Source organism: [Micrococcus luteus] ATCC 49442 (assembly GCF_010367585.1).
In the GTDB taxonomy this organism is placed as follows: domain Bacteria; phylum Actinomycetota; class Actinomycetes; order Actinomycetales; family Micrococcaceae; genus Arthrobacter; species Arthrobacter luteus_A.
The window spans coordinates 2211537-2233628 of the sequence record NZ_JAAAXP010000001.1; the positions used below are offsets into that span (position 1 = coordinate 2211537).

The 22092-nt window shown below is 65.6% G+C and carries 28 protein-coding genes; 10 read left to right on the forward strand and 18 right to left on the reverse strand.

Annotated elements, in window-relative coordinates:
- Positions 1-504 (reverse strand): tripartite tricarboxylate transporter TctB family protein, encoded by a 504-nt coding sequence (locus tag GUV69_RS09920; RefSeq protein WP_164201929.1) that lies wholly within the window; start codon positions 502-504, stop codon positions 1-3.
- Between the two features lie 118 nt (positions 505-622).
- On the opposite strand from GUV69_RS09920, the gene GUV69_RS09925 reads away from it, so the two are divergent.
- Positions 623-1426 (forward strand): IclR family transcriptional regulator, encoded by an 804-nt coding sequence (locus GUV69_RS09925; protein ID WP_373458744.1) that lies wholly within the window; start codon positions 623-625, stop codon positions 1424-1426.
- On the opposite strand, the gene GUV69_RS09930 is transcribed toward GUV69_RS09925, so the two are convergent.
- Entirely contained in the window at positions 1423-2880 is a 1458-nt protein-coding gene (locus tag GUV69_RS09930) for an FAD-dependent monooxygenase (RefSeq protein WP_164201931.1), read from the reverse strand. The two genes, GUV69_RS09925 and GUV69_RS09930, sit on opposite strands and share 4 nt — an antisense overlap.
- A gap of 415 nt (positions 2881-3295) precedes the next feature.
- On the opposite strand from GUV69_RS09930, the gene rsgA reads away from it, so the two are divergent.
- From rsgA to GUV69_RS09950, 4 genes are all read left to right on the forward strand, one after another.
- Entirely contained in the window at positions 3296-4450 is a 1155-nt protein-coding gene (gene rsgA, locus GUV69_RS09935) for a ribosome small subunit-dependent GTPase A (RefSeq protein WP_164201933.1), read from the forward strand.
- Positions 4451-4692: 242 nt separating this feature from the next.
- A complete protein-coding gene (locus tag GUV69_RS09940) occupies positions 4693-5235 on the forward strand; it encodes a hypothetical protein (protein ID WP_164201935.1) in 543 nt (180 codons plus the stop codon).
- A gap of 180 nt (positions 5236-5415) precedes the next feature.
- Positions 5416-5847 carry a LexA family protein gene (locus tag GUV69_RS09945; protein WP_164201937.1) on the forward strand — a complete coding sequence of 144 codons (432 nt, stop codon included), beginning with the start codon at positions 5416-5418 and terminating at the stop codon, positions 5845-5847.
- Complete coding sequence (locus tag GUV69_RS09950) at positions 5840-7138, forward strand: Y-family DNA polymerase (protein ID WP_208786627.1); 1299 nt, start codon at positions 5840-5842, stop codon at positions 7136-7138. Before GUV69_RS09945 ends, GUV69_RS09950 begins: the two co-directional genes overlap by 8 nt.
- A 96-nt stretch (positions 7139-7234) precedes the next feature.
- Here GUV69_RS09950 and GUV69_RS09955 read toward each other — a convergent pair whose 3' ends face one another.
- The 3 genes from GUV69_RS09955 to GUV69_RS09965 form a co-directional block, all read right to left on the reverse strand.
- A complete protein-coding gene (locus GUV69_RS09955; RefSeq protein WP_164201939.1) occupies positions 7235-7567 on the reverse strand; it encodes a hypothetical protein in 333 nt (110 codons plus the stop codon).
- 98 nt (positions 7568-7665) lie between these two features.
- Complete coding sequence (locus tag GUV69_RS09960; RefSeq protein WP_164201941.1) at positions 7666-7923, reverse strand: hypothetical protein; 258 nt, start codon at positions 7921-7923, stop codon at positions 7666-7668.
- Between the two features lie 246 nt (positions 7924-8169).
- Positions 8170-8505: a cupin domain-containing protein gene (locus GUV69_RS09965; protein ID WP_164201943.1), complete on the reverse strand. Its 336-nt coding sequence runs from the start codon at positions 8503-8505 to the stop codon at positions 8170-8172.
- Between the two features lie 130 nt (positions 8506-8635).
- Between GUV69_RS09965 and GUV69_RS09970 the strand changes: the two genes are divergently transcribed.
- Positions 8636-9373 carry a hypothetical protein gene (locus GUV69_RS09970; RefSeq protein ID WP_164201945.1) on the forward strand — a complete coding sequence of 246 codons (738 nt, stop codon included), beginning with the start codon at positions 8636-8638 and terminating at the stop codon, positions 9371-9373.
- Between the two features lie 3 nt (positions 9374-9376).
- Here the strand turns inward: GUV69_RS09970 and GUV69_RS09975 are convergent, their stop codons facing one another.
- Positions 9377-10414 carry a helix-turn-helix transcriptional regulator gene (locus GUV69_RS09975; RefSeq protein WP_164201947.1) on the reverse strand — a complete coding sequence of 346 codons (1038 nt, stop codon included), beginning with the start codon at positions 10412-10414 and terminating at the stop codon, positions 9377-9379.
- A 121-nt stretch (positions 10415-10535) separates the two neighbouring features.
- Here GUV69_RS09975 and GUV69_RS09980 point away from each other — a divergent pair, with 121 nt between their 5' ends.
- Complete coding sequence (locus GUV69_RS09980; protein ID WP_164201949.1) at positions 10536-10934, forward strand: DUF1304 domain-containing protein; 399 nt, start codon at positions 10536-10538, stop codon at positions 10932-10934.
- A gap of 83 nt (positions 10935-11017) precedes the next feature.
- Here the strand turns inward: GUV69_RS09980 and fdhA are convergent, their stop codons facing one another.
- Both fdhA and GUV69_RS09990 read right to left on the reverse strand, forming a co-directional pair.
- Entirely contained in the window at positions 11018-12235 is a 1218-nt protein-coding gene (gene fdhA, locus GUV69_RS09985) for a formaldehyde dehydrogenase, glutathione-independent (RefSeq protein ID WP_164201951.1), read from the reverse strand.
- A 221-nt stretch (positions 12236-12456) separates the two neighbouring features.
- A complete protein-coding gene (locus tag GUV69_RS09990) occupies positions 12457-13404 on the reverse strand; it encodes a 2-hydroxyacid dehydrogenase (RefSeq protein WP_164201953.1) in 948 nt (315 codons plus the stop codon).
- Between the two features lie 192 nt (positions 13405-13596).
- On the opposite strand from GUV69_RS09990, the gene GUV69_RS09995 reads away from it, so the two are divergent.
- Positions 13597-14046 (forward strand): ester cyclase, encoded by a 450-nt coding sequence (locus GUV69_RS09995; RefSeq protein WP_164201955.1) that lies wholly within the window; start codon positions 13597-13599, stop codon positions 14044-14046.
- 48 nt (positions 14047-14094) lie between these two features.
- Here the strand turns inward: GUV69_RS09995 and GUV69_RS23240 are convergent, their stop codons facing one another.
- The 5 genes from GUV69_RS23240 to GUV69_RS10015 form a co-directional block, all read right to left on the reverse strand.
- Complete coding sequence (locus tag GUV69_RS23240) at positions 14095-14568, reverse strand: hypothetical protein (protein ID WP_244292682.1); 474 nt, start codon at positions 14566-14568, stop codon at positions 14095-14097.
- Positions 14529-14999, reverse strand: coding sequence for a hypothetical protein (locus tag GUV69_RS23245; RefSeq protein ID WP_244292683.1), 471 nt, complete (start codon positions 14997-14999; stop codon positions 14529-14531). The genes GUV69_RS23240 and GUV69_RS23245 overlap by 40 nt, the downstream gene beginning before the upstream one ends.
- Positions 15000-15012: 13 nt before the next feature.
- On the reverse strand, positions 15013-15513 hold the full coding sequence (locus GUV69_RS10005) for a mycothiol transferase (protein WP_164201957.1): 501 nt from the start codon (positions 15511-15513) through the stop codon (positions 15013-15015).
- 27 nt (positions 15514-15540) lie between these two features.
- Positions 15541-15885 (reverse strand): iron chaperone, encoded by a 345-nt coding sequence (locus GUV69_RS10010; RefSeq protein ID WP_164201959.1) that lies wholly within the window; start codon positions 15883-15885, stop codon positions 15541-15543.
- 212 nt (positions 15886-16097) lie between these two features.
- The gene (locus GUV69_RS10015; protein ID WP_164201961.1) at positions 16098-16475 is read right to left on the reverse strand and encodes a VOC family protein; all 378 of its coding nucleotides are present in this window, start codon (positions 16473-16475) and stop codon (positions 16098-16100) included.
- Between the two features lie 424 nt (positions 16476-16899).
- On the opposite strand from GUV69_RS10015, the gene GUV69_RS10020 reads away from it, so the two are divergent.
- Both GUV69_RS10020 and GUV69_RS10025 read left to right on the forward strand, forming a co-directional pair.
- The gene (locus GUV69_RS10020; RefSeq protein ID WP_164201963.1) at positions 16900-17649 is read left to right on the forward strand and encodes a GAF and ANTAR domain-containing protein; all 750 of its coding nucleotides are present in this window, start codon (positions 16900-16902) and stop codon (positions 17647-17649) included.
- A 62-nt stretch (positions 17650-17711) separates the two neighbouring features.
- Positions 17712-18029, forward strand: coding sequence for a hypothetical protein (locus tag GUV69_RS10025; protein WP_164201965.1), 318 nt, complete (start codon positions 17712-17714; stop codon positions 18027-18029).
- A gap of 28 nt (positions 18030-18057) precedes the next feature.
- Here GUV69_RS10025 and GUV69_RS10030 read toward each other — a convergent pair whose 3' ends face one another.
- From GUV69_RS10030 to GUV69_RS10050, 5 genes are all read right to left on the reverse strand, one after another.
- Positions 18058-18381: a hypothetical protein gene (locus tag GUV69_RS10030; RefSeq protein WP_164201966.1), complete on the reverse strand. Its 324-nt coding sequence runs from the start codon at positions 18379-18381 to the stop codon at positions 18058-18060.
- Positions 18382-18495: 114 nt separating this feature from the next.
- A complete protein-coding gene (locus tag GUV69_RS10035) occupies positions 18496-18963 on the reverse strand; it encodes an SRPBCC family protein (RefSeq protein ID WP_164201968.1) in 468 nt (155 codons plus the stop codon).
- 115 nt (positions 18964-19078) lie between these two features.
- Positions 19079-20458, reverse strand: coding sequence for an MFS transporter (locus GUV69_RS10040; protein ID WP_164201970.1), 1380 nt, complete (start codon positions 20456-20458; stop codon positions 19079-19081).
- A gap of 24 nt (positions 20459-20482) precedes the next feature.
- Positions 20483-20830 carry a GNAT family N-acetyltransferase gene (locus tag GUV69_RS10045; RefSeq protein WP_164201972.1) on the reverse strand — a complete coding sequence of 116 codons (348 nt, stop codon included), beginning with the start codon at positions 20828-20830 and terminating at the stop codon, positions 20483-20485.
- Between the two features lie 71 nt (positions 20831-20901).
- A complete protein-coding gene (locus tag GUV69_RS10050; protein ID WP_164201974.1) occupies positions 20902-22083 on the reverse strand; it encodes a serine hydrolase domain-containing protein in 1182 nt (393 codons plus the stop codon).
- Positions 22084-22092: the final 9 nt, after the last annotated feature.

Here is a 22092-nt window from a genome sequence, read left to right on the forward strand (position 1 = left end):
CTAGAGTCCGATCGTGTTCAGCAGGGGGAAGGCCGAGACGGGCAACGTCACGTTCAGGCCGTAGTTGAAGGCGTAGAACGCCCCGACGCTTCCGGCGAGGGCTGTGATCAGCGATGAGATCCAGGTCCTGCGGCCGCGCAGTTTCAGGTGGTACATGAGGAACAGGAACATACTCAGCTGGAAGCCGATCAGGTCCATAACGGCCGCAAGGACCGCCAGGCTCAGCACAACGGCGAGGACGAGTCCGCGGTCAACACCTTCCACCGTGTCGCTGGGGCTGCGCAGCTCCTGGACCAGCCAGACCGCCGCCATCGCAGCAAGGACCGCGCCCATCGCGAACGGGAACAGGCCGGGTCCGGGCCCGAGCGACGTCCAGAGGCCAAGGTCGGTTGAGCTGACCAGCACGTAGACACCGACGGCGGCGAAAGCGCCGATGCCCACCAGCACGGAGGGAGCCACTCGCGCGGCACTCCTGGGTTTCGTCTTGAGTGACTCCGTTGTCATCGGTTCCTTCTCACAGTCCGTTATTCATTTCATAGAATGAAACTATATTGCGTACAGAGAAATAGTGACAGCAGACACACATGCTGTCAAGTGCAAGGAAGTTACATAGAATGAAAGGATGACGACGGTGACCTCGACACATTCGGGCAGTTCCTCGGAGGACGGGCCCAAAGCCTCGAACATGAGGTCCCTCTCCCGGGCCATGGAAGTGTTCGCGGAACTCCAGCGCGCGGAGCGCCCCCAGCGGCTCAGCGACCTGGCAAGGACCTGCGGCATGAGCCTCCCCACCACATTGAGGATTTTGCGGGTGCTGCAGGACTTCGGGATGGTCAGCCAGACGGACAAGTCCTACCGGATCGGACCGGCGGTCCTGCCGGCGGCAAAGAGTTTTCTGGAAAACGATCCGTTGGCGGTTGCGGGGCGCCCGGTTCTGCAGCAGCTTGCCGCGCAGACCGGCATGTCCGTGTCACTGCATACCCGGCTGGGGTTCGAGCGGATCCTCGTGGCACGCGTTCAAGGCGAAGCGCCCATGCAGTACGACCTGCCTCTAGGTAAACGCCTGCCGCTTACTCGCGGCGCGGCAGGAAAAATCCTTATTGCGGGCGCCTCCGAGGCCGAGCTCAAGGAGGTTGTGGCGGCCGCAATCGCCTCCGGCCACGAGGAGCCGGGTTTCACGCTTGAGGAACTGCGGTCCAGGATGCCTGAACCGGGGTCTGACTATGCATACTCCGCCAACGAGCGCGTTACCGGAGTACTCTCCGTCGGCGTCGCCCTGACTAACCGCACAGGACGTCCGAACGAAGCCATGGCATTGAACAGCCCCGCAGAGGCCACGACCGAGGAGAAAATCAAAGCTGCCGTCCCCGAGCTCCGGCGCGCCGCCCGTAGGCTGTCCGAACTGCTCGAAGGCTCCGTCTACTAGGGCCGCGCAGGCCCGAACCATGTGGCCAGCGCATCCTCAAGCCCCGTTCTGGTCCCGTCTCCCGTCCACGCCACATACCCGTCCGGCCGGATCAGCACGGCGGCAGGGGCGCTGACCGCACCGATCACCGGAAGCTGCCACCCGCCGTCGTACGTTGCGTCCACCGCCTGCACCCGCCCCGCCCACGGCCCCGGGTCGATGCTGCCGGGCGCGCCGAGGTTGAGCAGCTCCGCACGGGCATGGTGCAGGAGGGTGAACACGCGCAGCGGACCGGCGGCGGTGACGACGTCGAGATCGGGCATGCGGCGGCCGAGCAGCGGGTGCCCCTCGCCGAAGTCGTAGCGGATGTCCAGTCCGGAAATGAGCCCGCCCAGCCGCTTCCGGGCCTCATCGATGTCCAGCAGGCCTGCCACGGTGTCGGCCAGCGCGCCGACGCGCGGATCGGCCCGCTGCATCACGGCCTGCGCCATGGTGTGCTTCAGCGCACGGGCCCCGGCGGAGTGCCGCTCGGCATGGTAAGTGTCAAGGAGGCTGTCCGGCGCGATTCCCCTGACCACCTGGGCGAGCTTCCAGCCGAGGTTCACGGCGTCCTGGATGCCGAGCCCGATCCCTTGTCCGCCCGACGGGGAATGGATGTGCGCGGCGTCCCCGGCCAGCAGCACCCGGCCGCTGCGGTAGGCCGCGGCCTGCCGGGTGGCGTCGCTGAACCGGGAGATCCAGGTCGGAGAATGGACGCCGAAGTCGGTGCTGTAGATGTCCTTCAGCGCCCTGCTCAGGTCAGCCAGCGTGGGCTCGGTGGCCGGTCCGATGTGCTTCTCCGTGACTACCACCCGCGTGGTCCGGCCGTCCTCCATGAGGGACAGCCCGTGGACCCCCACCTCATCGATGCGCATGCCCGCCGGAGTCTCCCCGGTCACCTCCACCTCGGCGATCAGGCTGCTCCTGGTCGCATCCCGGCCGGGGAACCCGATGCCGGCTGCCTTCCGGACAGCGCTGCGGCCTCCGTCGGCGCCCACCAGGTAGAGCGCCCGCATCATCTTCCCGTCGCTGAGATGCACCTCCACACCGCCGGCGTCCTGGTCAAAGCCGGTCACCTCACGTCCCCGGTGGACCGGCACACCCAGCTCCCCGATCCAGCCGGCCAGGATCCGCTCGATGTGGTTCTGCCACAGGCCGAGCGTGTACGGGTGCCGGCTGGGAAAGTCGCTCACATCCAGCTTGGTGGTCCCGAAGAACGCCGCCTGGACAGGTTTGCCCTCAGCGAGGAAGCGGTCCGCAATTCCGCGCTGATCGAGGATTTCGATGGTCCTGGAGTGGAACCCGCCCGCGCGCGAGCCCGCCAGCTCCGGCGTGGGGCGGCGCTCCGCAATCGCCACATCGATGCCCGCCAGCGCCAGTTCACCGGCCAGCATCATCCCGGTCGGGCCGCCGCCGGCAATGATCACGTCAACCATCAGACCCTGCCTTTCCACGCTTTTTTCCGTGCCCGCCCTGCGGCTGTTTCCCTGCGTGATGTCAGGGCGTATCCGAGCCAGTTTGCGGCATGTGGGGGGCCTTGCCGCAAGCCCCCGGACGCGCGTTACATTGGAACTGGAGGGGAACCATTACGGTCCGCTGCCGGCCTGCAGGAAACCTCTGGCGGATCGCACCGTCCGCAGCTACAGTAGGACCGGGCCGAAACCGGTCCCAACGCGGCAGAGGGAGGTGTTTTTGATGATTGTCACAGCCGTGCGCCCTGCGCGCTCCGCACCCGTCATCCAAAAACCTTCCCTGGACCGCACCGGCACCGCCTGACCTCATCAGCGGAGCGCCCGGAAACCCAAGGCCGTCAGCGGTCGGTGCGCGGGGACTTTCCCTTGAGGTTTCACAGTGAACTCTTCTTCAGGCAGCACCCTGAACAGCACCATCCCTGACCCCACAACACCAACCAGCGGCGGACCGAGCCTGTACGGCTTCACCCCGTCCGTCGCCCAACACTTCGCAAGCCATCCCCTCGCATCCGCCACCGCGCCCGGCCGGGTGGTCCGCGTGGACCGCAACCTGCTGGTTGTGGCGGTGGGCACCGACCTGCTGCACCTGCCCTACCCGCTTACCGGTGAAACGGCGGTGACCGGCGACTGGGTGTGGATCGGACCCAACCGGGCCGGCGAGCGCCAGATCCTGGGCGTCCTTCCGCGCCGCTCCGAACTCAGCCGCAAGCGCGCTTTCGAAGACTCCTCTGCCGCGCAGGTCCTGGCCGCCAACATGGACATGGTGGGCGTGGTGGTGCCCGTGGACCGGCCCCTCACGCACAACCGGCTGGAGCGGACACTTGTAGCCGCCTGGGATTCCGGCGCCACTCCCCTGGTGATCATCACCAAGGCGGACCTCGCCGCGGTGGCGGACGACGTCGTCGGGAAAGTGATCCTGCAGGCGGCGGGTGTGGACGTGGTCACCACCTCCGCGGAGACCCGCGACGGCATTGACGAACTGCTGGGACACATTCCGGCGGGAGGAACCATTGTCCTCCTGGGGCCGTCCGGCGCCGGGAAGTCCACGCTCATCAACGCCCTGGTGGGCCGCGACGTCCAGGACACCGGAGAGGTTCGGAGCGGTGACTTCAAGGGCAAGCACACCACCACCTCGCGCGAGCTGGTGCCGCTGCCCAACGGGACCGTCCTGATGGACACACCCGGCGTCCGCGGCTTCGGACTGTTTGACGCCGAGGACGGGATCGGCGAGATGTTCGGCGACGTGGAGGCGCTGGCGAGCGAATGCAGGTTCTCGGACTGCGCCCACCAGGGTGAGCCCGGGTGCGCCGTCCAGGCGGCGATCGATGACGGTCTGCTCGAGGAACGCCGCTGGCACAACTATCTGAAGATGCAGCGCGAACTGGCCGCCCTGGCCCGCCGGAGCGACACTGCCGCCCAGCGGGCCTACCAGCGGGAGTGGCACCAGAAGGTGGTGTCCGCCGGGAAGTCGCAACGGTGGGCGGAGCGAGAGACGGCCGAGCGGAGGGACCGGCCCGGACGCAAGCGCCGCTGATCTGGTGCGAGTGCGCAGGTGGCACCCCTACTACCCGCCCGTAGCGTAGCGCTGCGTTTTGCAGCAGGAGCATACTGGAAATGCCGCTCCATTCGTTGGACGATCTGCCGACCGGGCGGCTCATTCACCGGCAGTTCCCGGGGAACTCTGCCGGCATCCTGGCGAAGGTGGGCCTGCTCCCTTCCCGCGCTTCGCTTCCCTGAAACAGAAGATATTGGTCTCAGAGGGGTAGAAGATCAACGATGAATCGCACCAAGACGGGGCTACTGTCCATGGCCACCGCGGCAGTACTTGCTCTGGGACTCGCTCCCGGAACGGCGGTGGCCCATGGAGGATCCGGGCACGGGGATTCGGACCACAGCGACGACTGGCGGAACAATGACGATCAGCGCCGGCTGGTCAGGATCCTGCGCAACGTTACCGAGGACTACCGCTGGCTGAAGAACGCCAAGAAGGACGGCTACAAGCGAATCACTGAATGCATCGACAATCCCGACGGCGGGGCAATGGGCTACCACTACGCCAAGGAGGACCTGATCGATGACAAGACCCAGCCGCGAAAGCCTGAAGTCCTCGTGTACATGCCGAACCGGTCGGGCGAGTTCAGGCTGGTAGCCGTTGAGTTTATCTCGACGGCGACCGAGAAGCCGTCGATTGCCGGCGTCGACTTCGAAACCGGTCCGTTCGACAAGTCCTGGGCGCTCCACGCGTGGGTATGGAGGGACAATCCGGACGGCATGTTCGCAGCCTTCAACCCGGACCTGAGCTGCCCCACTAAGAAGTAACAGCCACTGTGGCCAGGCCCGTCGGGGGCGGCGGCGATGCCGTCAGAACATGATCCCCGCCCCCGATGCCGGCCGTGACCGGCATTGGCAGCCGCCTGCTGGAAGTAGAAGCAAAGCTCTTTTGTCGTCCCCTCGCGCTACACTGAATGAATCGAACATATATTCGAATAAAGGTGTGTTGTGGGCGTACTTATCGGGCCCCGCGTGATAGATGCGGGCGTCTCATTGCTGTCAGTTCTAATCTCCCCGGTTCCCGTGGCTGCGGGCTTTCCGTCGCCGGCGCAGGACTACTTTGACGGCCGGATCGACCTGAACGAGCACCTGATCAAGGACATCACCAGCACGTACGTGGTGCGGGTGTCCGGGGACTCGATGGAAGGCGCCGGGATCAGCGACGGCGATGAACTAATCGTGAACAGAGCGCTGGAACCACGGGACGGTTGCGTCGTGGTCGCGGTCTTGGATGGGGAACTCACGGTGAAGCGGCTGCGGATCACGCCCGCCGGCGTCGTGCTCCAGGCGGAGAACCCCCGCTATCCGGACATCCGGGTTCCCACCCTTAGTGAACTGACCATCTGGGGCGTGGCCACGCGGTGCCTGCACCATGTCTAAGCCGGCCCTGATGCGGCACATGCCGCAGATCGCGCACGTGGATGTGAACTGCTTCTACGCCTCCGCCGAACGGGCTTTCGACCCATCCTTGGAGGGCCGGCCCGTCGTGGTGCTGTCCAACAATGACGGCTGCGCGGTCACCCGTTCGCCGGAAGCCAAGGCGCTGGGCATCCCAGTCGGCGAGCCCTGGTTCAAGCTCGCCCCGCGGGCCAAGGAATGGGGGCTCGTTGCCCTGTCCAGCAACTACGAACTCTACGGCGATGTCAGTGCCCGGGTGATGGAACTGCTGGGCCGCTACTCGGCCTGGCTGGAGGTCTACAGCATCGACGAGGCGTTCCTCGGCGTCAAAGGCACGCCCGCCGAGCTGCTCGCCCTCGGCCGTGAGATGAAAACCGCTGTCCGGCGGAACGTCGGCGTGCCCGTCTGCGTCGGGATTGCCACCACGAAGACCCTCGCGAAGCTGGCCAACAAATGGGCGAAAAACAACCCGGCCTTCGGCGGAGTCTGCCACTGGGATTCCGTTCCGGCCGAGGACCGGGAAACGCTGATGAGCCGTCTTTCGGTCATCGAGATCTGGGGTGTGGCCACGCGGCTGACCAAACGGCTCAACGCCCGCGGCATCCATTCCATCCTGGACCTGTCCCGGGCAGATCCGGTGATGATCCGGGACCGGTTTTCCGTGGTCATGATGCGCACCGTCCTGGAACTCCAAGGCACCCCCTGCATCCCGATGGAGGAGGAGAGGGTCGGCCGGGACCAGCTGATTTTCTCCCGCTCCTTCGCCACGGCGATTACCACCGCGCACGACCTCCGCCAGGTCCTCTCCGTCTACGGCCAGCAGGCGTCAGCCCGGCTGGCAAAGCATGACCTGCAGGCCAAAGTCCTCACGGCGTTCGCCGCCACCTCACACTTCAACCCCAACGACACCTCCTTCCCGTCAGTGTGCGTCCCGCTGCCGATGCCCACAGCGGATCCGGTGATCCTGACCCGGGCCGCGCACGCGCTCCTGCCCCTGATCCACGAGGGCGTGAAGTACGCCAAGGCCGGAATCATGGTCACCGACCTGCGGCCCACCGGCAACCAGGCGCCCTTAGCCGTGTTCGAGAACCCGCACGAGGAACGCCACATCGGCAGTCTTCTCGAAGACGTTTCCCGACGCTACGGCCGCGGCTCCATCGGCCTCGGCCATGCCGGCATCCGCACCGGGCTCGACTGGACCATGAAGCGGGACATGCTCTCGCCCCGCTACACCACCCGTTGGGATGAACTGCCCCTCGTCAAAGCCGCCTAGCACGGACGGCCTCCTGGAGAAGCGCACGGTGGCAGGCAGCCCCCTGCCGCCGACGCCTCCACCATCCGGGGAACCCACACGAACCGCCTCTGGGAATCAGTCGGGCAGCTCTATCTGGAAGCCGCAGGCGCACCGCAGCACCCGTGTCCTGAGGTAGATGTCCAACGCGTCATCGGCTGCCCGCTCCGTGGACATGGGTGCCACGAGCCGTCGGATTTCGGCGCCGAACCGCTGCATAGGCTGGCCGCAATGGATGTAGTTCCCGCCGAACACGAGGACATCCTGCGGGCTCCGGGTGCGGTTCAGCACCGCGGCGACGTCCGCCACGTCTGCGAGGCGGACATTATCGAGTCTGCACCTTGTGCAGGAGTATCCGACCTCCACCATGTCCCGGACCGGCGGGCAGGCCGCCGAAATGGAATGCAGCAACAGGTTCTTATCAGTGCCGCACCGGCCACATACCAGCGCAGGTTCGTCCCTTCCTCCTGAAGCGTGGTCAAGGGGGACGTGTGGATCGATGGACATCCTCAGGCAGCGTAGGGGTAACTGGACAGGATGTAATCCGCGGCCGCCGGACCAACCATCCGCAGGCGGCTGTTGTTAACGTCCACTCCCAGCCGATGCATTGCGGCCCGGAAGGTTTCGTCCGGCCTGACCTCCAGACCGTGAAGCAGACACCAGCTGGTGTAAAGCCCATACAGGCAGTCCGCGGTCAGCGGACAATCCATATCAAAGTCGGCGGTGGTGGCTTCTGCAAGGAACTGGGTGAAGTGCGAGGGGGCCATGGTGGCTCTCTTTCGCTGTGTGCATTCTGGCCGCCATGAGGCTATAGCGACATCTCCAAACGGCTTTGCACGGAGCCGAGAAGGGGACAATCACCGAAAAGTGACGTCAACCACTCTGAATCTACGCGCCGTCTCCTGACGTGTCCAGAGGGTGGAGCCCAGGACAGCCGGCCACTTATTCGTCGAAGTGGGACACACACCGAACGGCGCGGTACGGCGCCTCACTAGGCGCGGTACGGCGCCTCACTAACGGTCGGTCTTGACCACCGTGAACAGCACCGCCGAATCCTCGTCCGCCACAAGGCTGTGCAGCCCGTCCGGCACGATCAGCAGGTCCCCCGTCCTGCCCTGCCACGACTCTTCGCCGGCCTTCAGCCAGACAGATCCGGTGATGACGTAAACCGTGGCCTCGCCGGGGTTCTGATGTTCGCTGAGCTGTGTGCCGGCCCGGAAGGCCATGACGGTCTGCCGCAGCTTCTTTTCGTGTCCGCCGAAGGCGGTGTCGGCAGCCCTCCCGCTGGGTGCCGCGACGGCCGCCGCGATCTGCTGACGGGCCAGGGCCTCAATCGATATCTTCTGCATGAGGACACCGTACCCCCAATGCGCGTCCCGAACCGGGGTGCCAACGACTCTTGCGTTGGACGCCAACCCCCGGTAGCCACGAACCCCGGGCGTAGACTGGGCCCACCATTCGAGGCGGAGGCACACTGCCATGAAAAGCATCCGGGCGCAGGCCTACGACGCTGAACACCATGCCACCCTTGGGCCGGGTGATAACGAACGGTTCACCGGATACGGCGTGATGGGACTGCCGTTTAGCTCGGGCCATGTCCTGGCAATGCGACGTTTCCCGGTCACCAGCGTGGGGCCCGGCTACTCATCGGTCTGGCTGCGGCGGCCCTCCGGCGACTGGACCATCTGCGCCGACGCCCCGCCCGAGGTCTCGTGCGCCCGGTACTTCGGCGCTGCCCTGGCGTCCACCGTCCAGTGCCCCGTAGACGTCACCTGGACGGGGGAGGCTGCGCTCACAGTGGCAGTCCGGGGCGGACTAAACCTGACCTGGGAGCTTGAGCTCGAACCCACTCCCCTGACCCGGGCCATGACCGCCGTCATGAGCGCCCTGCCGGGCTTCCTCCTGGAAAACGGAGGATTCCTGAAAATGATGGGCGCCGCGGCCGGCCCAGCCCTGAGGGCGGGCCGGCTGGGCCTGGCAGGTGACGTGCCGAACGGCCAAGGCTTCCGTGCCAAGCCCCGCCGCATGTGGTTTGTCTCCTCAAGCACTGCCACCCTTGACGGTGAAGACCTGGGAACGCCGCAGCCCCTGCAGGACCAGACGCGGCTCGGCGATTTCTGGATCCCCCAACGCGGCATCTTCCTGATCGGTGCATCCTCCTTCGACACGTTCGACCCGGGCCGCCACCTGCCCGCGAACGCCGGCAGGGCGAGGTAACCCTCACGCCACCAGTTTGGCCACCAACTCGCCGCGGCTGCCGACGCCCACCTTCCCGAAGAGTGATTTCAGGTGGTCGTGCACCGTATGCGGAGAGATGAACAAGTGCCGGGCGATCTCCAGCGTGGGACTCCCCGACAGGACCTCCAGGCAGACCTCCTGCTCGCGCGCGGTGACCCCGTAGGCCGCCAGCAGCAGGGCGGCCAGGTCCAGAGTGGTTGCAGGTTCCACGGTGACAACCATCTGTTCCGGATCGTCACCGGTGATAAGGCGGCTTGCCTGCAGCACCACCCAGTTGTTGCGGGCGTCGCGCATCCTTGCCCGCGCCGTGCCTGAAGCGGAGGCATGGGCATGTGCCACGACGGAGTACAGCGTCATGGTGAAGCGGCCCGGGGCAGCGTCCTCCACGTCTGCCAGCCAGGCGGCTGCTGCCGCAGTTGCTGCCCGGAGTTCGCCGTGCAGTCCGGCAATGACGATCACCGGTCCGCCCGGGGCCCGCCGCCCGGTGTGCTCAGCCCGCACCGCGATCCGGCTGGCGGCCGCCAGTGTAGCCGTCACCGCCGCGAGGAATTCCACTTCGCGGTCCGAGAAATCCCGCCCCGGTTCCCGGAAGATGCTCCCCACTCCCCAGCACGCCTCGTCCACGCGAAACGCGGCCCGCAGTTCGTGTTCCAGGCCGAGCGGCTTCAGGATGTCGTTGATCCGGACGCTGCCGGCCACATCCCGGTGCGGGGCATCTGAAATCCGGGCCACGGTCTGTGGGCGCAGGGACAGCTCCGCGAACCTGTTGGGTTCCTGCCCGGCGTACTCCGTCGCGGCGAACCGCGCCGCATACTCCGCGGTGACGCCCCAGTCCCGCCAGTTGGTAATGGACGTCATCACCAGCGAGTCAGGGTCGACGCCGGCCCAGCACCCCTGCTCGAACGGCACCTCCCGCTGCACAACGGCGAGCGCCGAGGCATACAGCTCGGTCAGGCCCATCCCGCCGGCAGCCAGGGCGGCGATCTCCCGCCGGGCACGCTCTGCGCGTTCTTCCCACATAGCACCAGTATCCGCGCGGGGACCGCCGCCGCAATCCCCCACAACGGGGATTCCGACAGCACCCCCGGTACCCCCTGGCAGGGGATGGGAGCGGCGCGCACCGCCGTCGTACGCTTTCCCCATGAACGCCGTATCCCAGATTTCCGCGGTCATCGCGGCACTGATCTACATCGTGGTGTTTCCGCTGGAGAGCTTCCTGATGCACCGGCCGGGCGCGCAAAAATTCCTCAGCACTCCTCCGCAGAACGTTCCGGCCGTGATGATGTGGGCGATCCCCACCGGGTTCCGCAACCTGGCGATCGGCCTGGGAGTCCTGGCCGGGGTGGTGGCCGTGAACCTGGGCTACCTCGTGGTGGGCTACACCCTGGTGATCTACTGCTGCGCAAACATGGTGCTCACCGCTCCGGCCATGTTCCTGGCGGACATGCAGGGCCACTATCCCAGGAAGGGCGACAGTATCCCGGGCACGCTGGGCGCCACCGTGCCCGCCCTGATCACACTGATCGCGCTGCCGTTTTAACCGGTCGGCACGTCCGGCCAGCCCGGGCATCCCGGCGCCGAAAAGCAGGACCGGGTGCGTTATGCACCCGGCCCTGCGACGGCTTAGCTGAGGTAGCCGTTCGGGTTGAGGACGTACTTGGTGGCCGCCCCGGCGTCGAACTCCGCGTAGCCCTGCGGTGCCTCCTCAAGGGTGATTGCCTTGGCGTTCACGTTCTTGGCGATGTTCACCCTGTCGTTCAGGATGGCCATCATCAGCTGCCGGTTGTACTTCATCACCGGGCACTGGCCGGTGGTGAAGCTCAGCGACTTCGCCCAGCCGGTACCCAGGCTGAGGCTCAGGGCGCCCTTCTTGGCGGCCTCGTCAATGCCGCCGGGATCGCCGGTCACGTAGAGGCCCGGGATGCCGAGCGCGCCGCCGGCCGCGGTGATCTCCATCAGCGAGTTCAGCACCGTGGCAGGTGCTTCCTCGGCGTCCCTTCCGTGCCCGTGCCCGCGCGCTTCGAAGCCCACCGCATCCACGCCGCAGTCCACCTCAGGCACGCCGAGGATCTGTTCGATCTGCTCCGCCGGGCCGCCCTTGGTGAGATCCACCGTTTCGCAGCCAAAACTGCGAGCCCGCGCCAGCCGGTCCTCGTTGAGGTCACCCACAATCACGACGGCGGCACCGAGCAGGTGCGCGCTGGTGGCCGCTGCGAGTCCCACAGGACCGGCGCCTGCCACGTACACGGTGGATCCGACGCCCACCCCTGCGGTCACGGCGCCATGGAACCCGGTGGGGAAGATGTCCGACAGCATGGCGAGGTCCATGATTTTCTCCATGGCCCGGTCCTTGTCCGGAAACTTCAGCAGGTTCCAGTCGGCGTAGGGCACCAGCACGTAGTTCGCCTGGCCACCCACCCAGCCGCCCATGTCCACATACCCGTAGGCGCTGCCCGGGCGGTCCGGGTTGACGTTCAGGCAGATGCCGGTTTTGCGTTCCTTGCAGTTGCGGCACCGGCCGCAAGCGATATTGAACGGCACTGAACAGAGGTCCCCGACTTTGATGAATTCGACGTCGCGGCCCACCTCCACCACTTCGCCGGTAATTTCATGACCCAGCACCAGGTTGGCCGGAGCGGTGGTGCGCCCGCGCACCATGTGCTGGTCCGATCCGCAGATGTTGGTGGCCACGGTCTTCAGGATGACTCCATGATTGACCGCCCGTCCCACGTTCGCCGGGTTTACGCCCGGCCCGTCCTTGAGTTCGAAGCTCGGATAATCGATGTCGATCAGTTCGACTTTGCCGGGTTCCTTGTAGGCAACGGCTTTGTTCCCTGTCATCAGTGCTCTCCTTTGTCAGCCCTGCGCACCCGGTGGGGTCCGCAGTGGATCATAAAGTGTTGCGATGGACCCCCGGATGCAGGGGCTGCCCACGGTTTGAGCAGCTGCATGTCTTTCCTGCCGTCGGAGGTCCCGCCAGTCTAGGCATGCCTCCCCGAAAGGGCCATAGCAAGAGCCCCCTATCTGTTACCCCTGTCTTTGCTACAGGATTCGAACGCCGGCTAGCGCCCGGCATCCCCGTCCAGCACCACATTCACCGGCTTGTCGCCGGCCAACAGCAGTCCGATCTGCTTCCGTATCAGGCGCGCCATCCGCGGCAGCATGGCAGTGCTCGCGCCGCCCACATGCGGCGTGATCAGGACGCCGGGCACAGTCCACAGCGGGTGGTCCCGCGGCAGCGGCTCCGGATCGGTCACGTCCAGGGCGGCCCGGAGCCTTCCGGTTGAGGTCTCGCGGAGCAGGGCATCCGTGTCTGCCACGGGACCGCGGGCCACGTTCACCAGCAGCGCGCCGTCCGGCATCGCGGCCAGGAACGTGCCGTCCACAAGGTGCCTGGTCTGCTCGCCCAAGGGCACGCTTACCACCACGATGTCATGCAGCGGCAACTGCCCGTACAGGGCGTCAATCCCGTAAATCCTGCCGCGATCGTCCTCCCGGCCACGGCTGGCGAGCCGGGTCACCTCTGTTTCGAACGGCAGCAGCCTGGCCTCGATCGCCTTCCCCACTCCCCCGTAGCCCACCAGGAGCACGCGCCGGTCCGCGAGGCTGGGGCGCTGCGCGTTGTCCCAGGTGCCGGTGGCAGCATTCCGCACGAAGTCTGCGATGCCGCGCTGGCTGGCGATCATCATGCCCACCGCAAGTTCCGCCGTCGACGTTTCATGGACTCCCGCCGCATTGGCGAAACGGCAGCCCGCGGGCAGGACCGCAGCAACGCCGTCGTACCCAATGGATTGGCTCTGCACCAGCCCGACGTCGACGGCGGCGAGCGCGGTCAGCGCATCCGGTTTGCCCATGTAGGGCGGCACCAGCAGGTCAAACCGGTCCGCAGGCGCCTCGCCGGTGAGGTCCCACAGGAAGATCTCGACGCCGGCAGGCGGCTCCACCGCATCCTTCAGCTCCTGGCTGGGCAGACTCACCCGTAGTTTCCGTTCCGCGGCCACACCGGACATGCGTGCTCCTTCTCTCGACTCCCTTGACAGTTAACCAGCCTCTCTCATGCGGCAGCGGTAATGCGCCATCGTTCGTCGTTGACACTCCCCGGCGGCGGGCATGTACTTAAAGTGGCGTCTCTGACAGACGCCACAAACCACGAAGCGGCCCACGCTTCCGTGCGGCCGCCCTGATACAAACGGAGGTCGATAATGGGACAGGCACGCGAGGTCATGGACCGCACAACGGCTGCCATGAACGCACACGACAAGGACGCGCTGGTGGGGTGTTACGCCGATGACGCCGTGGGCGTCACCCCTGACGAGGGCCGGATCACGGGGCGTGACAGGGTCACTAACTACCTCTTCCAGCTCTGGGAAGCATTCCCGGACCTCGCCTACGAGTCTGTAGCCAAGCACGAGGCGGGCAATGTGGCCATCGATGAAGGCATCGTGACAGGGACCAATACCGGCGCGCTGAAGACGGCTACCGGCGAGACCCAACAGCCCACCGGCAAGCAGATCAGGGTCAGGGGATGCGACATTGCGCAGGTGGAAGGAGGAGTCATCAAGACTCACCACTTCTACTATGACCAATTGGAGTTGCTGGGACAGCTCGGGATGCTCCCCGAATCCATGACACGGCAAATGTCCAGCCACTGAAAGGACGCTGGCAGCGGCTACGGGCAACGGTGGCGTTTCCCGCAGCCGCTATTTCGTCCACCCGGACTTTTGCAGCCAGTCGGTCAGGAGGGGCAGCACCACAGCGCTGTGCATGGCGCCCATGTGGTCAAGTCCCGGCAGGATCCGGACATCCCAGCCCGCCTCCATCAGTGCACCCTGGTGCCTTGCCAGCGGCTCCCCGATGGCCACCCGCACGCCGCCCCACACGGGCTTGTAATCAATATGGTCCTCAGCCCCGGCGAACGCGAGGCACGGGACTGATGGCGGGAGCCTGTGCCGCAGATGTTTGTCAGTCCGGCGCCGGCCAGGCGCCAGCACCGCCGCACCGTCGTCAAAGTCCTGCAGCGCCTCGTAGAGCGTGACGAACTGCAGGGTCTGCGCCTCGGTTGTCCGGACGGACACCGAGTCCCAGTCACCGGGCTCCGGTTCGGGCAGCGGTCCGGTTGATTCGCCGGCGGCCTTCACGGAGAAAGCGTGCGCTGCCCGGGTGACTGCCAGCATGCTCCGGTAAGGACCCTCGACCGGCGGGAAGCCGCCCATGGCCAGCGCCTTGAGCCGGTCCGTACGGAGAGCCAGCTGCAGGCCGCTGAGCGCGAGCCACGAATAGCCGTAGTAGGCAAAATTTTCAGCGCCGGCGGAATCGGCAATGGCCAGGAAACTGCGGCGATGTTATCCGGCGTTAGCGTTGCCGGCGCCGGGTTGGCCATCCGGTGGGCCTCGTAGTCCGCCGCAATGACGCGGTTTGTCGGCGCCAGCCCCGTCATAAGGTTTGGCCCCAGGTCAGGGTCCGCTCCCCACTGGCGCAGCGACTCCGCTTCCGCCGCCGTGTGCGTCGCCGGGCTGACCGGCAGGAGGATGGCGGGGCCGTCGCCCTGGACGGTGACGGCGATAGTGGAACCGTCGTGGAGGACGGCCCCGGGTTGATCAGCCATGGGCTTCGCCTTCCTAAGCTTTCAGCCCCCGTGCATAGGCGGCCTGCCCCACATGCTGGAGACAGTCCGCGATGGTGCTGACCAGCCGCACGCCCAGTGTGACGGGCGGGTCCCAGCGTTTGTCAACCACCCGGTCCAGGTCCTCATCAGTAAGGGTGGTTACAAACTCCACCGTCTGGCGGTGCACGGCATCGTAGTACTCCAGCAGCAGGTCCGCCGGGGCGTGCACGGCGTCCACCTGCTCCGACGAATGGCCGTACCCTGTGTCACGGGCACTCAGTGGCAGGCCGAACCGTGCCACGAAGTCCAGTGAAGTCCAGACCTGCTCCAGTTCGGCTGCGGATGCCACCTGGGCATCCTCCACCCGGCCCAGGTGCCAAATCAGCCACGCAACCGGGTTCCCCGTGCCGGCCGGCCGCCGGACCAGGGACCCGTCGTCGAGCCCTTCCAGCGTGGTCTCCACGGTTTCCCGGATCCGGCCGAACGCGTCCAGCAACAGTGCTTTGGATTCCATTGGATCCTCCTCAAGTGAATCGCGGCGTTACTTCAGGATCTCAGCACAGCGGAGGCGGACGATATCCTCCACGACGTCGTCAGGAAGAGGATGCTCCGCGGTGAAGCGGATGGTCCCTTTGGACAGCGAGTATCCCTCAAGGCGGGCGGCGACGGCGTCAATCACCGCCGGCGAAAACGGGAAAACGGAGAGGTGCTTTGCGGCCATGACCACTCCGAGAAGCGGTTTCCCCTCATACTTCAAGGCTGGCATGCCGTAACTCATGCCTTCCGTCGCTTCGGGCACCACGGCCCGGGCGATATCGACGACGTGCCGCAGGCAGCCGCGTTCAGGCTCCGGCAGGTCGGCCAAGGAATCGTCTACGGAACCCATGGCGCTCATTCTATTCCGCGCCTGTTCCTGATCCTGCCCCTGGCTTTGACCTCCCGGCATCTGTCCCGCCGCGATGCAGGCGCGACGGCGGGAGCGGACTAATTGCCTGAAGGTCCTGGACTTCGTCGGCATGGAGCCCGTGGTGCGGGCCGCGTTTGCCCGGCGGCAAACGCGGCCCGCTGCCCGCGTCTTCCGCGCAACTCAGGCTGATGTTAAGCCCGCTGGGAGAGGTTGAGAATGTTTCCCTCGCTGTCCAGGAACCAGGCGCCCTTCCCCCATTCGTTGGTGGCGACGCCGTTTTCTGTCTTCAAGCCAGGCATGTCGTACTCTTCGAACACGACGCCGCGGCCACGCAGTTCCTCCATCTCGCGATCAATGTCGTCTGTGTCCCAACCCATCTGGGTGTTCTTGGCCGTTCCGGCATTCTCCGTCTGGTAAATCAGGAAGCCCGTTCCGTTGCCACCCCGGTAGACCAGGCTGTCCTCCACCGTCTCGGAGGGTTCCAGTCCCAGCTTGTCCCGGTAGAAATCCTTCGCCCTGTTGATGTCCTTTGCGGGAAGGACAGCCATGATGGTTCGATCCTTGAGCATGATGATTTCCTTCGTGCCTTTTCGCGTTGGTGGCGGTGCTCTCCCCCGGGTTCAGTCCCGGACCGTCCTTGTCCCGGGGCCGCGTGGCCACCCTTTGCGCCAAGTGCCGGGGCGGCCACCTGGGACTCTGCAACGCCCCGCCAGCCATCATCGGCGCGAGGGTCCCCGAAGCTTATGTGGCCATTATGGAACCGAAAAGGCGCCTACGGAAATAGGGGATTTCTGCGTCGCGGTGAAGTTTTTGGACCGGTCACCGGACCCGGGCCCTGTCTGCGACGGTCTTCCTGAAGAGAATATCTGGTGGGACTATTTCAATAGGAACGGCAACCTCAGGGCCCACCTGTGTTGCCCGGCCGCAGAGATCGCCATGGTTGCGTTCCTGGAACCACAAGCGTTCAGCAAGAAGAGGATGAGGGTGGAGCAAATGGCCTCCAGTACCAGGGACACCAAGGACGCTGTTGAACAGGGACCGGCGGTGGAAACCAGCCTCGCCGGGCGGCTCAGCGATCTTGCCAGGGAGCTTCAGGAGGAAGAGGATACCGATGCCCTCCTGGTTGACATCGTTGACGCTGCCTTGGCCCTGATACCGCACGTTACCTCAGCCTCGATCAGCCTTGTCAGGGGTAGAAGAACCGTTCACTCGCAAGCAGCCTCTGGCGAACTCCCCAGGATCATCGATGAGCTGCAAAGCGCCCTTGGCGAAGGCCCCTGCATCGACGCCGCCTATGAGGAACGGATTGTCCGGGTCCCTGACATGCAGCGGGAGGTACGCTGGCCCCGCTTCGCAAAGGCGGCAGCCGATGCCGGTGCCCGCAGCATGCTCTGCTTCCAGCTCTTCGTCCAAGGCGATAATTTGGGCGCCCTCAACCTCTATGGGGAAGACGCGGACGTCTTTGACGAGGAATCAGAACAGGCCGGCCTCCTGGTCGCGTCCCATGGAGCGGTCGCTTTCTCCGATGCGCAGGAAATCAGCCAGCTCAACCAGGCCCTGGATACGCGTGACGTCATAGGCCAGGCCAAAGGAATCCTGATGGAAAGGTTCAAAATAACCTCCCAGCAGGCCTTCCAGGTGCTGACCCGGGCCAGCTCTGAGACCAACACCAAACTCCGGGACGTAGCCGACCACCTGACCGGCAGCGGCGAGATTCCCGTCCGTAACCGCAGACGGGCGTGAGCCTGCCCGCTGTGGGTTTTCGGCACAGCAATTCCTGGGTGTCACAGCGGGATAATGGAGGCATGACCAATCCCGACGCGGACCCCTGGGAGGAGTTCGACAGGCTCAGGCCCGCAGCCCCCGACCGCGTGCCCGGCTACCCGGGCGGCGAACCGGTGGGCTTCGGCTTCCGAACAGGCGTGCGCAGCGCCAAGGTGGCGCTCGGATTCGCGTTGTACGCGCTGGGCCTCGGTACCACGCTGGTTGTCACCGGGGCGATCGTATTTGTCGCCCAAGGCCAATGGCTGCTTCTGGGCCTGATGCTGCTGATCGAGGCCGTCTTCCTCTACGCCTTCCTCCGGCTGGCGCGCCAGGCGCGGAACCGGCGGTCTCCCGGATAGAGGACGCACCCGGCTAACTGGGCGCAGATCAGGATTTCGCGGCGCGGATGGCCCCGCGGACGGCGGCTCCCACGACGGCGATCACCGGGACGAGGCACACCAAAGTTATGACGGTGTTGGGACGGAACTCCGCGCGGCCGCCGGAACTTCCGTACACACCCAGCGGCAGCACCATGCCACCACCGCCACCGCCGGAGGCGCCCTCGCCGCCTTCCCCGCCGCCACCAAACCCGAACGTCACCAAGGCGACGGGCACGATCTCTTCCTCACCCACCCTGACGGGCGGGCCGTACGCCTTGGTGACGCCGACGTTTTTGAAGGTTTCCACAAAGGACGCAAAAGTATCAGCCATTTCTCCACGATAGGCGCGGGGCGCACCGATCACCATGGGTGGAGGCCGACGCCGGCCGTTGCGCTCCCGCATGCCCACTATGAACCTGACGGCCTGCCCGCCCCAGGGGAAGGGTCAGGCTGTTTTAGCCGTCGCAGCGGTGGAGAGCGCGGCAAGACCGCGTTCGAAGTCGGCCCCGATGAACTTGTCCATGTTCATAAACAGGCCAAAGATTTTCGCGAGGCCCTTGTTCTCTCCGGTCATCCGCCATGTGACCAGCGTGCCGCCGTCGGACGGCGTAAAGGCGAACGACGTGGGGTTGACAGCCTTGAACGGCTTGATGAATTCGAGCCTCACTTTGATGCTCCGGGGGAAATCGGACTCAACGATTTCCATGGTTCCGCTGCCGGCCTTGCGGTTGCCGCTCCAGGCGTAGCGTGCGCCAACGCCGGCGTCGTTACCGGAATAGGAACGGTCCAGCTCCGGATCAACGTTCTCCCACGGCGACCATTTAGTCCACTCCAGAAAGCTGTTAACGAGCGGAAACACCGCTTCCGGCGGGGCAGGGATGAGGGCGCTGCGGGTGACTTCGTAAGGTGCCATGCGGCCATCATAAACGGACGCCGCAGGCAACCCGCCAGACCCCGCCCAAGCACCTCATGTTGTGTTCACCACCTGTTCATCAGGCCCGCCTGAAGTCCTGCAAACCGGGCAGTCGCTAGCCTTGCCGCTCCCGCCACAAGAGCGTCACGCCAAAGGCCACCACGCTAAGGACCAGCATGGCCACCACCATCAGCCCCCAGCTCGCCTGATCCACGCCGCCGGCCGCGAACACCCCGATCAGCACCGTCGCCGTAATGGCACCCACATACCGGCACGTCTGGAAGATACCTGCGGCGATTCCGCGTTCCTCCGGGCGGGTGGAGACGAACATGCCCTGGTTTGAGGCAATACTCACCGCCCCGAACGGAACACCCATCAGCGCCGTGAGTGCCAGGACCAGCGGGATGGCCAGCGAGCCGGTCAGGAGCCCCATGAGGGCGGCTGCCACAGCCAGGAGAACGACACCGGCGATCAGCACGCGCCGCACGCCGAACTTCCCCATTGCCCGCACGGCCCACGGGGTGGCAAGGACCGAGGCGGCGGCCAGCGGCAGCATCAGCAGGCCGACCACGCCCGGGTTGTAGCCCGCCGATTCCTGGAGCAATTGGGGCAGGCCAAAGAACACAAAATAGTAGACGCTGTTGAATACGGCGAAGCCTACATACACGAGCATCAGCGGCCGGTTCCGGCCCAGGAGCCGCAGGTCCAGGAACGGCGGGCTGAAGCCCAGTTCACGCCAGACAAACAGTGCAGCGATCACGGTTCCGGCACCCAGCAGCCACCAGCGGTAACCGGGCGCCACGTCAAGCAGTGCCATCATCACCAGCAGGAGGGAGCCGACGAAACCCAGGATGCCCGGGATGTCCGAGTCACGCACCAAAGCTAGGAAGCTCCCGCGTTCCCGCGCCGCATCTGCCGGGGCCGCCTGCCGCACGATCAGCAACGCCGCCAACGCCAGCGGAACGTTGATGAGGAACAGGGCCTCCCAGCCGACGAAGCCCACCAGCAGGCCACCAATGACGGGCCCAACAGCCGCCGCAGACGTGTTGGCCATCTGGATATAGCCCAGCGGTCGCGACGATTCGGCCTTGGACCGCTGCCCGGCGCTGGCCTCCCGTACGATGGCACCCACCATCACCACCGCGCTGGGATACGCCGTGGCCGTGCCCAGTGCCATGACGGCCCGGGCAACGCAGAGCAACGCGAAGTTCGGCGAAAAGGGAGCGAGCGCACAGGTCACCGCCACCAGTCCCATGCCGAGCATAAACATCCGGCGCGGCCCGAACCTGTCCGCGAGCTTGCCCATCAGCGGCTGGCCTGCAGCGGAGCTGAGGTAGAAGGAGGTAATCACCCAGGTGACCGTGGCGACGTCGAGCCCGAAGTCCGCGCGGAGCACCACCAGGGCGACCGCGATCATCGACGAGTTGAGCGGGTTCAGCGCCGTGCCCAGGCTCAGGCCGGCGACGGCCAGCCCGGTCCGGGGTTTATGGCTCACGGAAACTTCTGCTGCTGCCCGGGCTCAGGCCCGGGCCGCCAGGGCGGTGTTGAGGAATTCCAGATGGGCAGGGGTGACAGCCACCGTGGCAGCGGCATACTCCGGGTGCTTGCGGACGTATTTCTTGATGTACGGGCAGACCGGGACGATGGCCCGGCCCGCGGCGACTGTGTCTGCGAGCGCCGTTTTCGCGAGCTTGCCTGCGAGCCCCTGGCCGCCGTATTCCTCGTTGATCACGGTGTGATAGAAGATCCGCTGCGGTGCGCTGCCGCCGTCGTAATCCCTATACGCGGCTTTACCCACAACAGTGCCGCCGGTGAGGACTTCGAAGCGGTGCCGCTCCGGGTTGTGGCGGATGGTCACATCATTCACGAAGATCTCCTCGGATTGTAGGCGTCTGCTACAGCCTAACCGCGGAATACGTGTCGCTATTTCTCCGCCGGCTAACAGGCCAGGTTGAGGGCCTCCACCGCCGCTTCAGACATCTCGATGGACTGCGGGTCATCGAAACCAATCAGCTCTTCTGAGGGTGCGCGGGCCACCGCCATGGCAATCTGGCGGGACCCGTCTGCGCTGATCAGGGCCAGCGCGGCGTACCCCCGCACCACGCCGATATGGCCGAAGTAGGCATTGTTGGAGCATTCGTCATAACGGCGGACCACGCCCAGACCGAACTCTTCGTATTTCGGATGATGCACCTCCTCCACGCTCTGGCGCGTCAGCAGCGTCCCTTTCTGCAGCGCGGCGAAATAGGTGTTGAGCTCGGGCACTGTGGAAATCATCCCCGTGTCGGGGGAACCTGCGTGGAACGGAGCAAGCGTGCCCTCTGACAGTTCGCCCTTTTCCTTGGTGTAGCCGTGGATCATCCGTTGCGGTCCGGGGGTGCCGCCGGACATAAGGGTGTCCTTCAGCCCCAGCGGTTTCACGCTGTCCGTGGCGATGACAGTACCGATGTCCTTGCCCCGCAGCTTCTCGACAAGGAGCGCCAGCGCCGAATAGTTGGTGTTCGAGTAGCGATAGGCGGGGAACTGCCGCGGACGCCAGCGGAGGGCCGCAGCGAAGCCCAAACGCTCCTCATGCGTGAACCGCCGGTTGCCGAGGTCCGCCGGGTAATCCCAGTAGTGCGGCATTCCGGACCGGTGGCTGAGAAGGTTTCGGATGCTGACCGGCCCGGGCGGCTTGATGATGGTCTCGAAGTCCGGCAGGTATTTCTGGATGGGGTCGTCCAGTTTGATCCTGCCTTCCTCCACCAGCTTCATGACCGAAACCGCCACCATGGTCATGGTGATATCGCCGATATGGGTCTGGTCTGTCAGCCGAACAGGCTCATTGCCCTCAAGGCTGCGGACACCCTCGGCCGAGGACCACTCCCCCACCCTGGATTTCATCTGAATGACGACGGCGGTGGCTCCCCCCGCGCGCAGGTCCTCACTGTACTTTTTCAGCACCGCCACGAAGGCAGGCGCCGGCCGGGCTGTAGCGCCAGGGGTGGCCTGGACAGCGGCCGACTCCTGACCGGACGGTACTGTCGCGTTGGTGCAGCTTCCGAGCGAGGCCACCAGCCCGGCTGCAGCCGCCACGGCAATAAGGCGGGAGGCGATGAAACCACGAACAACAGCCTGCATCCCGACTCC